The sequence below is a fragment of the Geodermatophilus saharensis genome, assembly GCF_900188205.1.
Taxonomy (GTDB): domain Bacteria; phylum Actinomycetota; class Actinomycetes; order Mycobacteriales; family Geodermatophilaceae; genus Geodermatophilus; species Geodermatophilus saharensis.
This window is the reverse complement of record NZ_FZOH01000003.1, coordinates 139,575-152,381: the sequence shown is the minus strand read 5'-3', so window position 1 is coordinate 152,381 and position 12,807 is coordinate 139,575. Positions and strand designations below refer to the sequence as shown.

12 protein-coding genes are annotated in these 12,807 nt (G+C 79.4%); 5 read left to right on the top strand and 7 right to left on the bottom strand.

Going from position 1 to position 12,807, the window contains the following annotated elements; genetic code table 11:
* Window positions 1-83: 83 nt before the first annotated feature.
* The gene (locus tag CHC04_RS08765) at window positions 84-3,002 is read left to right on the top strand and encodes an AfsR/SARP family transcriptional regulator (protein WP_089403546.1); all 2,919 of its coding nucleotides are present in this window, start codon (window positions 84-86) and stop codon (window positions 3,000-3,002) included.
* On the opposite strand, the gene CHC04_RS08760 is transcribed toward CHC04_RS08765, so the two are convergent.
* Both CHC04_RS08760 and CHC04_RS24070 read right to left on the bottom strand, forming a co-directional pair.
* Window positions 2,981-3,409 carry a mismatch-specific DNA-glycosylase gene (locus CHC04_RS08760; RefSeq protein WP_245817120.1) on the bottom strand — a complete coding sequence of 143 codons (429 nt, stop codon included), beginning with the start codon at window positions 3,407-3,409 and terminating at the stop codon, window positions 2,981-2,983. The two genes, CHC04_RS08765 and CHC04_RS08760, sit on opposite strands and share 22 nt — an antisense overlap.
* A 101-nt stretch (window positions 3,410-3,510) precedes the next feature.
* Window positions 3,511-3,891 carry a hypothetical protein gene (locus tag CHC04_RS24070; RefSeq protein ID WP_176449891.1) on the bottom strand — a complete coding sequence of 127 codons (381 nt, stop codon included), beginning with the start codon at window positions 3,889-3,891 and terminating at the stop codon, window positions 3,511-3,513.
* Window positions 3,892-4,098: 207 nt separating this feature from the next.
* On the opposite strand from CHC04_RS24070, the gene CHC04_RS08755 reads away from it, so the two are divergent.
* A complete protein-coding gene (locus CHC04_RS08755) occupies window positions 4,099-4,788 on the top strand; it encodes an alpha/beta fold hydrolase (protein ID WP_245817077.1) in 690 nt (229 codons plus the stop codon).
* 9 nt (window positions 4,789-4,797) lie between these two features.
* On the opposite strand, the gene CHC04_RS08750 is transcribed toward CHC04_RS08755, so the two are convergent.
* A complete protein-coding gene (locus CHC04_RS08750; RefSeq protein ID WP_089403545.1) occupies window positions 4,798-5,541 on the bottom strand; it encodes an alpha/beta hydrolase in 744 nt (247 codons plus the stop codon).
* Window positions 5,542-5,605: 64 nt separating this feature from the next.
* Between CHC04_RS08750 and CHC04_RS08745 the strand changes: the two genes are divergently transcribed.
* Window positions 5,606-6,802, top strand: coding sequence for an MFS transporter (locus CHC04_RS08745; protein WP_089403544.1), 1,197 nt, complete (start codon window positions 5,606-5,608; stop codon window positions 6,800-6,802).
* A 10-nt stretch (window positions 6,803-6,812) separates the two neighbouring features.
* Here the strand turns inward: CHC04_RS08745 and CHC04_RS24065 are convergent, their stop codons facing one another.
* Together CHC04_RS24065 and CHC04_RS08735 are read right to left on the bottom strand one after the other, a co-directional pair.
* Window positions 6,813-6,968 carry a hypothetical protein gene (locus tag CHC04_RS24065; protein WP_176449908.1) on the bottom strand — a complete coding sequence of 52 codons (156 nt, stop codon included), beginning with the start codon at window positions 6,966-6,968 and terminating at the stop codon, window positions 6,813-6,815.
* A 68-nt stretch (window positions 6,969-7,036) separates the two neighbouring features.
* Window positions 7,037-8,221, bottom strand: coding sequence for an FAD-dependent oxidoreductase (locus CHC04_RS08735; protein ID WP_089403542.1), 1,185 nt, complete (start codon window positions 8,219-8,221; stop codon window positions 7,037-7,039).
* 128 nt (window positions 8,222-8,349) lie between these two features.
* Between CHC04_RS08735 and CHC04_RS08730 the strand changes: the two genes are divergently transcribed.
* The gene (locus tag CHC04_RS08730; RefSeq protein ID WP_089403541.1) at window positions 8,350-9,093 is read left to right on the top strand and encodes a dienelactone hydrolase family protein; all 744 of its coding nucleotides are present in this window, start codon (window positions 8,350-8,352) and stop codon (window positions 9,091-9,093) included.
* On the opposite strand, the gene CHC04_RS08725 is transcribed toward CHC04_RS08730, so the two are convergent.
* Window positions 9,083-9,562: a VOC family protein gene (locus CHC04_RS08725; protein ID WP_176449907.1), complete on the bottom strand. Its 480-nt coding sequence runs from the start codon at window positions 9,560-9,562 to the stop codon at window positions 9,083-9,085. The two genes, CHC04_RS08730 and CHC04_RS08725, sit on opposite strands and share 11 nt — an antisense overlap.
* A 160-nt stretch (window positions 9,563-9,722) precedes the next feature.
* Here CHC04_RS08725 and CHC04_RS08720 point away from each other — a divergent pair, with 160 nt between their 5' ends.
* Entirely contained in the window at window positions 9,723-12,485 is a 2,763-nt protein-coding gene (locus CHC04_RS08720) for an AAA family ATPase (protein WP_141233743.1), read from the top strand.
* Between the two features lie 23 nt (window positions 12,486-12,508).
* Here CHC04_RS08720 and CHC04_RS08715 read toward each other — a convergent pair whose 3' ends face one another.
* Window positions 12,509-12,790 carry a PspC domain-containing protein gene (locus tag CHC04_RS08715; RefSeq protein WP_089403539.1) on the bottom strand — a complete coding sequence of 94 codons (282 nt, stop codon included), beginning with the start codon at window positions 12,788-12,790 and terminating at the stop codon, window positions 12,509-12,511.
* Between the last annotated feature and the right edge of the window lie 17 nt (window positions 12,791-12,807).

The following is a 12,807-nucleotide window of genomic DNA, read 5'->3' as shown; positions in this document are numbered from 1 at the left end:
CGCCCGCCCGGCAGGTCACGGACCGGACTCGATGGAGCGGCTACACCACCACGGACCGGTTCCGGTTCCTAGGCTGCCGCGCGATGACCGGCACCTCGTTCCGCGTGCTGGGACCCGTGGAGGTCCGGCGCGACGGCACCCTCCTCGCGCCCCAGTCCCCCAAGCACCGCGCCGTCCTGGCCGCGCTGCTCGTCGACCCGGGCCGCACCGTCCCCGTCGACCTGCTCGTCGACCGCGTGTGGAGCGGGCAGCCGCCCGCGGCGGTGTCGGCGACGCTGCAGTCGATCGTGTCCCGGCTGCGCCGCGAGCTCGAGCCCGACGTCACCGGCGGCCGGTGGACCCTGCTGGTCACCCGCGAGCCCGGCTACCGGCTCGAGGTCGCCCCCGAGGACGTCGACGCCGTCCGGTTCGTGCAACTGCTGCGCGCCGCCCGCGACCTGGCCGCGCGCGGCGACGTCGAGCGGGCGCGCGAGTCGGTCAGCGAGGGACTGGCGCTGTGGCGCGGCCCGGCCTACGCCGACGTGTCGGCGACCTTCGCCGTCGAGGAGTCCGAGCGGCTCGAGCAGCTGCGGCTGGCCGCCCGCGAGCTCGCCGCCGAGCTGGACCTGCGGCTGGGCCGGCACGCCGAGATCGTCGACGACGTCCGCGAGCTGCTGCGCGCCGAGCCGCTGCGCGAGGGGCTGCGCGCCTCGCTGATGCTGGCGCTGTACCGGTGCGGCCGGCAGGCGGAGGCGCTGGAGGTCTACGAGGAGGGCCGGCGGCTGCTCGCCGACGGCCTCGGCGTCGATCCCGGCCGGCCGCTGCAGGCGCTGTACGGCCAGATCCTGCGCCAGGACCCGGCGCTGGCCGCGGCCGGCGCGCCCCGTCCCGCGCCCGCCGCACCCGCCGCGCCCGCGGCGTCCGCGGCCGAGCGGCCCGCCGTCCGGCTGGGCCGCCCGCTGCCGGTGCCGCTGACCGCCTTCGTCGGCCGCGAGCGCGAGCTCGCCCAGGTCGCCGCCGCGCTGGCCGGGCCGCGGCTGGTCACGCTGGTCGGGCCCGGCGGCAGCGGCAAGACCCGGCTGGCGCTGGAGGCCGCCCGGCGGCGCCCGGACGGTGCCCCGCCGGCCGCGCTGGTCGAGCTGGCCGGCGTCACCGACCCCGACCTGGTCGCCGCGCAGGTGGCCACCGTCCTCGGCGTCACCCTCGCCGGCGGCGACCCGCTGGGCGCCGTCGCCACCGCCGTGGCCGACCGACCGCTGCTGCTGCTCCTGGACAACTGCGAGCACGTGGTCGAGGCGGCCGCGGCCGCCTGCGCCGAGCTGCTGCCGCGCTGTCCGGAGCTGCGGGTGCTGGCCACCTCCCGGGAGCCGCTGGGCCTGCCCGGCGAGGCGGTGCTGCCCTGCGGGCCGATGCCGGCCGGCGCCCCCGGCAGCGACGCCGAGCGGCTGTTCCTCGACCGCGCCCGGCTGGCCGCGCCGCACCTGGCCGACCCGTCGGAGCAGGACCTGGCGCAGGTCCGCGAGCTGGTGGCCGCCCTCGACGGGCTGCCGCTGGCCGTGGAGCTGGCCGCCGCCTGCCTGACCACCCTGCCGCTGGCGGAGGTGGCCGGCCGGGTCGACGACCGCTTCGCGCTGCTGTCGGGCGGCTGGCGCACCGCCGTGCCCCACCAGCGCACCCTGGCGACCACGGTGCAGTGGAGCGTGGACCTGCTCTCCCCGCCGGAGCTGGCGGTCTACCGCGCCGTGGCGGTGCTGCCGGGCACCTTCGGCCCCGACCTGGTCGAGGCCGTCGCCGGCCCGGAGGTCGACGGCGGCGCGCTGGAGCTGCTGCGGGTGCTGGTGGCCAAGTCCCTGGTCGAGCTCGACCACCGCGCCGGCCGCTACCGGATGCTGGAGACGCTGCGGCAGTACGCCGAGCAGGGTCTCGACGAGGCGCAGGCGCGGCGGCTGCGCGACCGGCTGACCGGCTTCGCCGTGCAGCTCACCGAGCGGCTCGAGCCCACCCTGCGCCGTCCGGAGTGGACCGCCAGCGCCCGCCGGCTCGACGCCGAGCAGCCCGCGCTGCGCGCCGCCCTGGGGCACGCGCTGGCCACCGGCCAGGGCGAGCTCGCGCTGCGCATCGGCTCGGCGCTGTCGTGGTGGTGGTACCGGCGCGGGCACGTCGCCGAGGGCCGCCGCTGGCTGGCCGCCGCGCTGGAGGCCACCCCGGACGCACCGCCGCAGGTGCGCAGCGGCGCGCTGCTCGGTGACGCGCTGCTGGCCTACCTCTCCGGTGACGTCCCCTCGATCTGGGCGCGGACCAACGAGATCGTCACCTCCGCCGTCGACGAGTCCGACGGCGTGCTGGCGCTGGCGCTGGTCCTGCGCGGCTTCGTGCGGGCGCTGATCGGCCAGCCCGACCCCGACGGGCAGACGCCGCAGGACATCGCCCGCGGCCTGGAGCTGGCCCAGGCGTCGGGCATCGAGTGGGTGCAGGTCGAGATCGCCATGACGCTCGGCCAGTTCTCCCGCGCCGCCGGGGACGTCGACGGCGCGCTGGACCACCTGGCCCGAGCCGAGCGGCTGGCCGTCGACCTGGGCCACTCGTGGGCGCACTCGTCGGTGCTGTGGATCCGCGCCAAGGTGCTCACCGACGCCGGGCGGCCGGCCGAGGCGCTGGCCGACCTGTGGCAGATGCTCGAGCTGACCCACCGCGAGGGCGACGCCACCGGCACCCTCGCCGGGCTGCTGGCCGCCGTCGGCACGGCCACCGCGGCCGGGGAGCCGCACACCGCCGCGGTGCTGCTGGGCGCCGTGCAGGCCAACGCCCGGCTGGTCGGCTACGACCCGCTGCGGATGGACCCGCTGGACGGGCAGCGCTACGTGGCGGCCACCGAGGAGGCGCTGCCCGACGACGAGCTGGTCGCCGGGCAGGCCGAGGGCGCGGGGCTCGACCTCGGCGGTGCGGTGGCGCTGGTCGGGCGGCTGGCGCAGGAGGCGCAGGCCGGCGCCCGCCGGCTGCCTCAGCGGCGCAGGCCGGCGTAGAGGCGGGCGAGGTCGGGCAGCTGGAAGTGCGCGTTGAGCCCGCTGGGGTTCGGCAGCACCCACGTCTGCGCGCCGCCGATCGAGACGTCCTGCCGGCCCCACCCGGCGCGCGGGGAGCCGGTGGCCGGCCGCCAGGCCGTGATGCCCAGCACCGCCACGGCGCGCGGCCGGTGGCGGGTCACGAGGTCGGTGAGCGCCGCGGCGCCGTCGCGCAGCTCCTCCGGTGTGAGCTCGGCCGCCGTCCGGGTGGGCCGGTGCACCAGGTTGGTCACCCCCAGGCCGTGGCGCAGGAGCTCCCGGTCCTCCTCCGGCGCCAGCCGGCGCGGGGTGAGCCCGGCCAGGTGCAGCGCCGGCCAGAACCGGTTGCCCGGCCGCGCGAAGTGGTGACCGCGGGCGGCCGAGAGCAGCGAGGGGTTGATCCCGCAGAAGAGGACGTCGAGGTCCGGGGCGACGACGTCGGGCAGCGGCTTGCCCGGGAGCTGCTCGCCGGTGCGCCGCTCGTCCGCCGTCAGTCCCGCATCGCGCGGACCGCCAGGGCCGCCGCGCCGTAGACCGCCGAGCTGGCCACCGCCCGCACGGTGGTGGTCCGGCCCGATCCGGCGGCCGCCGCGAGCGCGGTGACCACGTCGAGGAGGTTCGCCGCGGCGACCAGGGCCAGGTTGCGGTCGACCTCCTCGGGGGTGCGGGCGGTCAGCGCGGTGGCCGAGACGGCCAGCGCGCGGCTGCCGAACAGGCGCTGCAGCTGCAGCCCCTGCGGTGTCGGGGGGACGCCGTAGCCGGCCGCGACCGCGCGCGGGGCGAGGACGCTGAGCGCCCCGAACGCCACGCCGGCGGCTCCCAGCGCCCGCGCCGCCGTCTGCTTGGACATCCCTGCGATGGTCGTGGCCACGTCGTCTCCCGTCAGCGTCCCGGGCGGCCGACCTGCTCCGGCCGCGTGCGGCGAGCCAACCAGCCACCCGGACGGCGCGCACCCCGGAGCCGGCGCGGCCACACTGGCCCTGGTGCCGCACCGCCCGGCCGCTGGAGGTGCCCGCTGTCCACCGACCTCGTCCCGGCCGACCGGGAGACGCCGTACGGGCGGGTGCACAGCCGCTCGGTGGGCCGGCCCCGCGCCGGCGTCGCCGAGGTCGCCGTCGTCCAGGGCATCGGCGTGTCCGACTACCTCGTCCCGGGACTGCGGGCGCTGGGGACCTGGACCCGCGCCCACCTCGTCGAGCTGCCCGGCTTCTCCGGCAGCGGGGAGCCGCCGCACGAGCTCGACGTCGTCGAGTTCGGCGACGCGGTGGTCGCCTGGCTCGCGGCCGCGGGGCTGGAGCGGGTGGTGCTGGCCGGGCACTCCGGCGGCACGCAGGTCGCCGCCCGCGCCGCGCTGCGGCACCCGCCCGGCGTGCGGGGGCTGGTGCTGGCCGGCCCGACGGTCGACCCGCGGTACCGCAGCCTCGGCGGCGTGCTGCGCGCCTGGTACCGCAACCACCGGCTGGAGCCCCCCGACCTCGACGAGGCCCACCGGCCCGAGCGGCAGCGCGCCGGCACGCGGCGCATCGTGCACGCCCTGCGGGCCCACCTGGCCGACCGCCTCGAGGACGCCGTCCCCCGGGTGCCGGTCCCGGTGCTGGTGCTGCACGGCCGCGAGGACCGGATCTGCACCGAGGAGTGGGCCCGCGCGCTGGCCGGCCTCGCCCGCGACGGCCGGTTCGCCCCGATGCCGGGGGCGCACAGCTTCGTGTGGACCACCCCCGGGGCGTGGTCCGGCCCGATCCGCGCCCTCGCCGCGGAGGTCGGCTGACGCCGCCGCTCAGTCGAGCAGGCCGGCGGCCTCCCGGGCCACCTCGGGCGGGACGACGTGGCCGCCGTGGAACTCCCGGTAGGTGACGTCGTACCCGTCGTCGCGCAGCGCGGGCACGACCCGCCGGCTGGTCCGGTCGACCGGCAGCACGCCGTCGGCGGTGCCGTGGGACACGAACACCGGCGGCCGGCCGGTGCGCGGGCCCGGCGGGAGGAAGCCCGGCGAGAAGGCCACGACGTGCCGGAACAGCCGCCCGTTGGCCAGGCCGAGGCCCAGCGCGTAGGACCCGCCGTCGGAGAACCCGGCGACGGCGACCCGCGCGGGGTCGACCGGGACGGTGCGCGCGACCGCGGCCAGCGCCCGGTCGAGCACGGCGACGTCGGGGCCGTAGCCCCCGGCGACGGCGTCCCAGGTCGGGCCGCGGGAGGCCGGCGCCAGGAGCAGGAGCCCGTGCTCGCCGGCCGGCCCCTCCAGCAGCCCCAGCCCGGCCCCGGCGTCCCCGCCCGCGCCGTGCAGGACGACCACCAGCGGCGCGGGCACCCCGACCCCCGCCGCCGGGACGTGCAGCAGGGTGTCCCGGGTCTCCTCGAGGCCCAGGGCGCGGGTCCCCGGGGCCGGGACCGGCCCGTCGCCGGTGCCCGGGAGGCGCGCGGTCAGGAGGGCCGCGTCCCCGTCCCCCGGCAGCTGCCGGGCACCGCACCCGGCGAGCAGGCCGGCGCCGGCGGCGAGCAGCACCTGGCGGCGGGTGGGCACGCAGGCCCGGTACCCGGGGGGTCCGGTCGACGACCCCCCGGCGCGACCTGCGAGCATCCAGCCCGTGCTGCGACGGGGGTCCGGCGGGCTCCCCCGCGAGGTCGGCGTGCTGGCGGTCGTGGCGTTCGTCGTCGCACTCGGCTTCGGCATCGTCGCCCCGGCCATCCCGCTGTTCGCCCGCTCCTTCGGCGTCGGGACGACGGCGGTGGGCCTGGCGGTGAGCGCCTTCGCGTTCTTCCGGTTCGTCTCCGCCTTCGGCGGGGGCTCGCTGGTCGAGCGCGTCGGGGAGCGCCTGGTGCTCGCCACCGGGCTGGTGCTGGTCGCGGTCACGACCGGCCTGGCCGGGCTGGCGACCTCGTTCCCCACGTTCCTCGCGCTGCGCTCGGCCGGCGGCATCGGCAGCGCGATGTTCACCGTGGCCGCGCTGGCGCTGCTGCTGCGGGTGTCACCGCCGACGCACCGGGGGCGCGCCGCGGCCACCTACCAGGGCGGGTTCATCCTCGGCGGCATCGCCGGGCCCGCGGCCGGCGGCCTGCTGGCCACCCTGTCCCCCCGGCTGCCGTTCCTCCTCTACGCCGGGTTCCTGCTCGTCGCCGGCGCGGTGGCGCTGGTCCTGCTGCGGGCACCGGACGTCGTCGGGGCCGGCGCGCGCGAGGACCCCACCGAGCCACCCGTCGAGCCGCTGCCGCTGCGCACCGCGCTCCGCTCGCGGGCCTACGTCGCGGCCCTGGTGGTCAACCTCGGCATCGGCTGGGTGCTCTTCGGCGTCCGCAACTCGCTGGTGCCGCTGTACGTGACCGAGGAGCTGGGGCGCAGCGCGGCCTGGGCCGGCGCCGGCCTGCTGGCCGGCTCCGCGGCGCAGGCGCTGGCGCTGCTGCGGTCGGGCCGGCTGGCCGACACCTGGGGACGGCGGCCGAGCCTGGTGCTGGGGACGGCGACCGGCACCGCGGCGCTGGCGCTGCTCGTGCTGCCCCCGCAGACCGGCGTCTTCCTGCTGTCCATGGCGACCTACGGCCTGGCCGCCGCGCTGCTGGCCAGCGTGCCGGCCGCGCTGGTCGGCGACGTGAGCCCGGCGCGGGGCGGCCGCGTCGTCGCGGTGTTCCAGATGGCGGCCGACCTCGGTGCCGTCGCCGGCCCGCTGGTGGCCGGCTGGCTCACCGACGTCGCGTCCTACCAGGTGGCGTTCGCCGCCAGCACCGCGGTCGTGGCCGCCGGGCTGGTCGCGGCGCTGGCCCTCCCCCGCGCGCAGCCGCGGACCTGACGCCCCCGGGTCAGCCCGGCGGCTCGGCCTCGCTGCCCATCGCCTCGTCGACCGACGTCTCCCCGCCGGTCCGGCCGCCCTCGGCCCGGGCCGGGTCCTCCCCGACGCTGGCGTGCGACCCCTCGTCCTCGGTGCCCGGCTGAGCGCCCGGATCCGTTCCGCCCACGACCGCCTCCTCGTGCCGTCCGACGGCGGTGCCGTTCCCGCCCGGGGGCCGCGCCACACGCGCCGGCGTCAGGCAGGTACCGGCACGGCGGGCGCGTCCCAGTCGACGGCGTGGGCGCGCATCCACGCCGTCGGGTCGCGGTGGCGCAGCACCAGCGGCATCACCAGGTCGCGCACGAGGCGGCCCACGGCCGGCGGCGACTTGGCGCTGCTGGTGGCGAAGCCCTGCGCGACGACCCGCTCCGCGCGGGCCCGCCGCAGCTCCTCGAACGCCCGCAGCGCCTCACCGACCGGCAGGTCGCGCAGGCAGCGGGCCAGGACGACGGCGTCCTCCACCGCCAGCGACGAGCCCTGCCCGGCGGCCGGCGAGGTGGCGTGCGCGGCGTCCCCGACCAGCACCGTGCGCCCCCGGTGCCAGCGGCCCACGCGCGGGACGTCGTACGTCGTCCAGCCGCGCAGCGGGCCGGGGGTGGCCTCCACCAGCGCCACCACCGGGGACCGGTCGTGCCGGTGCAGGTCGTAGAGCCGGGCCCGCCACTGCAGGTCGGAGGTACCGGCGACCTCCTCGGGCGAGGGCTCGCGCGTCAGCGGCGGGTTGGCGAACCACCAGGTGCCGCCGGTCGGCGCGGCCAGGTAGCCGGCGAAGCCGCGCCGGCCGAAGACCATGGTCAGCCGGCCCACCTCGGCGTCGTCCGGGGTGTGCGTGGAGTAGCCGGCGGTGTTGAGCACCGGGACGAAGCGGGGCGGCGGGCAGCCGGGGTCGACCAGGGTCCGCACGGTCGAGCGGACGCCGTCGGCGCCGATGAGCAGGTCGGCGGTCTCGGTGCGGCCGTCGGCGAACCGCGCGGTGACGCCCGCGCCGGCGTCCTGCACGCCGGTGAGCCGGGAGCCGTAGCGGACCTCGATCCCGCGGCGCAGCGCCTCGGCGTGCAGGGCCCGGTAGAGGTCCGAGCGCCGCAGCGAGACGCCGGGCGGCTGCCCGGGCGCGCCGGTCGGCACCGAGCCGAGGACGCGGCCCGCGGCGTTGCGGAACTCGATGACGGGGGTGGGGAAGCCGGCGTCGCGGACGACGTCCTCGGCGCCGACCGCCCGCAGCGCGTCGAGCCCGTTGACCTGGACGCCGAGCCACGCGCCGACGTCCCCGGCCGGCGCCGGGTGGGCCTCGTGGACCGACGCCTCGATCCCCGCCCGCTGCAGCGCCATGGCCGCCACCGGACCGGCGACCCCGCCGCCGACGACGATCGCCCGTGTCATCCGCGCACCTCCGTCCGGCGCCCGCCGCCGGGCGCGTACCGGCATCCCCTCACACGGCGCGGCCGGATCCAAGCCCTCCGTGCGCGCAGCCGGTGCGCAGCGGCGCGCCGCTCTGCCAGCATCGGCGGATGACCGATCTGCAGCGCGCCGCGATCAGCGACGTCGAGATCCCCGCGGCGCCGGGCGGCACACCCCGGCTGCGCGGCGTCCTCGGCGTCCCCGGGGGGCCCGGTCCGTGGCCGGGGGTGGTGCTGCTGCACGAGGCCTTCGGCGTGGACGGCGTCATGCGCCGGCAGGTGCAGCGGCTCGCCGACGCCGGCTACCTGGCGCTGGTGCCCGACCTGTTCAGCGACGGCGGCGCCCGCCGCAGCCTGGTCCGGACGTTCAAGGCGGTGGCCGCCGGCGAGGGCCGCCCCTTCGCCGACCTCGAGGCCGCCCGCGCGCACCTGGCCGCGCTGCCGGGGTGCACCGGCCGGCTCGGCGTGCTGGGGTCCAGCGTCGGCGGCGGCCTGGCCCTGCACGTGGCCGCCCGTGGCTTCGACGCCGCCGCCGTCTTCTACGCCCGGCTGCCGGAGGACCCGCACACCGCCCTGCTCGGCGCCTGCCCGGTGGTGGCCGGCTACGGCGGTGCCGACCCGGGGCTGCGCGGCACCGCCGCCGAGCTGACGGCGGTGCTGACGAGGCTCGGCGTCCCGCACGACGTCCGCGAGTACCCCGGCGTCGGCCACGGGTTCCTGCACGACGCCCCGGTCGGCCCCCGGCCGCTGCGCCCGCTGCTGCGGAACGTGCTGCGCATCCGGCCCGACCCGGCCGCGGCCGCCGACACCTGGGCGCGCACCGAGACCTGGTTCGCCCGACACCTCAGGGGCTGACGCCGGCCTCGGCCAGGACCTCCCGCGCGCGCACCTCGATCTCCTCCGGCGACAGGGCGGTGTCGCGCAGCTCGGCGTAGGCCTCGCTGAGGCGCGCGTCGGGGACGGTGAACTCCAGCGCGATGCCGTCGGGGTCGCGGAGGTTCAGGTGCCAGCCGAAGGCCGTCTCCCGGACCGGCGTGTACGTCGCCCCCATCGCCGCCAGCTGCGCCTCGCGGGCGGCCAGCTCCTCCCGCGAGGCGGCGACGAGGCCGAGGTGGTCCAGGCCGGTGCGGGTCTCGTCGAAGCGCCCGCCGCCGTCGCCGTGCCGGGCCAGCGAGAGCGTGAAGCCGCTCGCCGGGTGCACCAGGACGCGGACGTCGCCGAAGTCGGCGAGCCGGACGAGGTCGAGGACCTCGCAGTAGAAGCGCTGGCTGCGGTCGAGGTCGGTGACCGTCAGGGTCAGGTGGTCGACCGCCGGGGCGGTCACCGGGGCCCTCACCGGGACCACCGCCGCGGCAGCAGCCGCGGGTCCAGCGGGGCGCCGAGCCAGAAGGCCAACCACCTCAGCTGCACTCCCAGCGGCGTTAGGCTCCGGTCCGGTGTCGTGGTCATGGCGTCCTCCCGAGGGGCTCCTGCCGGACGAGCGTGTGGCCGGCGGGCACCCCGTCGCGTCGGGGGAAACCCCCGACCTGCTGGGCCGCGCGGCCGAGCTCGACCGGGTCGGCCGGCTCCTCGACGGCGCCCGCGCCGGCCGCCCCGGGCTGCTCGTCGTCGAGGGCGAGGCCGGCGTCGGCAAGACGGCGCTGCTGCGGGCCACCGCCGCCCGGGCCGGGGGGTTCACCCGGCTCACCGCGCGCGGCATCGAGTCGGACGCGGCGCTGCCGCACGCGGTGCTGGGCGAGCTGCTCGCGCCGCTGCGCGCGCTGCTGGGCGAGGTGCCGCCCGGCCAGGCCGCGGCGCTGGCGGCGGCGCTGGGCTGGGGTCCGGCCGGCGTCCCGGGTGACCGGCACCTGGTGGCGGCCGGCACGCTGTCGCTGCTGGCGGCCGCGGCGGGGACCGGTCCGGTGCTGGTGGTCGTCGACGACCTGCAGTGGGCCGACCGCGAGTCGGCCGGCGCGGTGCTGTTCGCCGCGCGCCGGCTGCACGGGGAGGGCGTGGCCGTCGTCGTCGCCTGCCGCCCGGGGACGGACCTCGCGACCGGCGCCGACACCGTGCGCCTGCCCGGTCTCGGCCCCGAGGCGGCCCGGGCACTGCTGGCCGGCACGGTCGCCGCGCCGGTGGCCCGCCGGCTGGCCGACCGCCTCGGCGGCAACCCGCTCGCCCTGCTCGAGGTCGCCGCCTCGCTCAGCCCGGCCCAGCGGGAGGGCACCGAGCCCCTCCCGGCTCTGCTGTCCGCCGGCCCGGCGCTGGCCGGCGCGCTGGAGCCGGAGGTCGCCGCGCTGCCCCCCGGCGCGCAGCAGGCGGTGCTGCTGCTCGCCGCCGCCTACGACGGCCGGGCCGGTGCCGTGGCCGCCGCCCTCGGCCGGGCCGGCGTCGACGCCGAGGCCGCCCTCGACGAGGCCGAGGCACGCGGCGTCGTCGTCCGCGCCGGTGACGCCCTGGACTTCCGGCACCCGCTGCTGCGCAGCCTCGTGTGGCGCCGCGCCTCCCCCGCCGACCGCCGCCGCGCCCACCGGCTGCTGGCCGAGACCGCCCGCAGCGGCGACGACGTCGTCGGCACCTGGCACCGGGCGCTGGCCACCACCGGGCCGGACGAGGCGCTGGCCGCGCAGCTGGCGGAGGTGGCCGGTCGGGCCCGCGCCCGCCGCGGGTACGCCGCGTCGTCGGCCGCGCTGGAGCGGGCCGCCGCCCTCACCGCCGACGCCGGCCGGGCGGCGGAGCTGCTGGCCGCGGCCGTCCGGGACGCCGCCGTGGGCGGGGACACCGCCCGCGCCCGCGCGCTGGCCGGTGAGGTGCTGCGCGCACCCGCCCCGGCCGCGGCCCGCGCCGAGGTGCTGCACGTGCTCGGCCGCGTGGAGCAGGACTCCGGCTCGGTGCCCGCCGCCCGCGACCTGCTGCAGGCCGCCGCCGAGCCGGCGACGGGCCGCACCGCGGCCTGGGTGCTCACCGACCTCGCCGTCGTCCAGCACCGGCTCGGCGACGTGGCCGGGATGCAGGCGACGGCGCAGCGGATCGCCGCGGCCGACGCGCGCGACCCCCTGCAGCGGGTGCTGGGGGCGTGGGTCACCGGGATCGCCGCGCTGCACGCCGGTGACCCCGACCGCGGCCGGCCGCCGCTGCGGGAGGCGCTGGAGGGCATGGAGGCCGATCCGGAGCTGCGCGCCGAGCCCCGGCTGCTGCCGCTGCTCGTCCTCGCGGTGGGCTGGCTGGCCGACCCGCTGGCCGTCGTCCCCGTCGTGGAGCGCCGCCTCCGGGAGGCCCGGGCCCTCGGCGCCCTCGGGGTGCTGGTGAGCGTGCTGGCGATGACCGCCCACGGCCGCGCCTGGATGCTGGGGGACCACCCGGGCGCCTACGCCGACGCCGGTGAGGCCGTCGAGCTCGCCGAGCAGCTGGGGTACGTCGCCGACGCCGCGCCCGCCCTGGAGCTGTTGGCCTCGGAGGCGGCGATGCGCGGCCGGCACGAGGAGGCGGCGGCGCACCTGCAGCGCGCCCGCGCCCTGGTCACCCGGGCCGGCACCGTGGCGGTGGCGGCGCACCTGCCGGTCCACGAGGCCTTCTGCGCCCTGTGCCGCGGTGACCTGGCGACGGCCGCCGGGCTGCTGGAGGCCCGGCTGACCGCCGACGGCGGGGCCGGCCCGCTCGGGGAGCCGCTCGGGGTGGCCCCGGTGCTCGTCGAGGCCTGGGCGGGGCTGGGGCGGCAGGCCGAGGCCGCCGCGCTGGCCGCCGAGTACGAGCGGGTGTCGCGGTCCCCGCTGCCGCCGACCGCGGCGCTGGTCGCCCGCTGCCGCGCCCTGGCCTGCCCCGACGACGACGAGGCCGCGGCGCTGTTCGAGCGTGCGCTGGCCGCTCACGCCGTGGCGCCGGACTCCTTCGAGACCCCGCACACCCGGCTGCTGTTCGGCGAGCGGCTGCGCCGGGCGGGGCGGCGCACGCGCGCCCGGGAGGAGCTGGCCGCGGCCGCGGACGCCTTCGCCGCGATGGACCTGGTGCACTGGGCCCGGCGGGCGGAGGAGGAGCTCGCGGCCACCGGGCGGACCGCGCGGCCGCGGCGACCGCTGCCGGAGGAGCCGCTCACCCCGCAGGAGACGCGGATCGCCGTCCTGGCGGCGGGGGGTGCGTCCAACCGGGAGATCGCCGCGGAGCTGTTCCTCAGCCCGAAGACCGTGGAGCACCACCTGACCAGCGTCTACCGCAAGCGCGGGCTGCGGTCCCGGGTGCAGCTGGCCCGGCTGGTGCCCCCCGGCGGCTGAGCGGCCGGCCCGGGCCGCCCGGCTCAGGCCGCGCTGTCGGAACGGCCGGCGAGCCGGTCGACCCACTGGTCCACCGGGCGGGGCTGCTCACCCGGGGCCAGCGGCTCGGCCGGGGCGAGCACCCACAGCACCGCGTAGAGCACCAGGCCGACGCCGCCGGCGAGGGTGAGGGCCACGAAGGCGGCCCGCCAGATCACCGCGTCGACGCCGGTGTAGTCGGCCAGGCCGGTGCTGACGCCGCCGAGCATCGCGCCGGTGCGGGTGCGCCGCAGCTGGGGACGGGGGGTGGTGGGGATCGATGTCATGGCACAGAGCCTCCCGG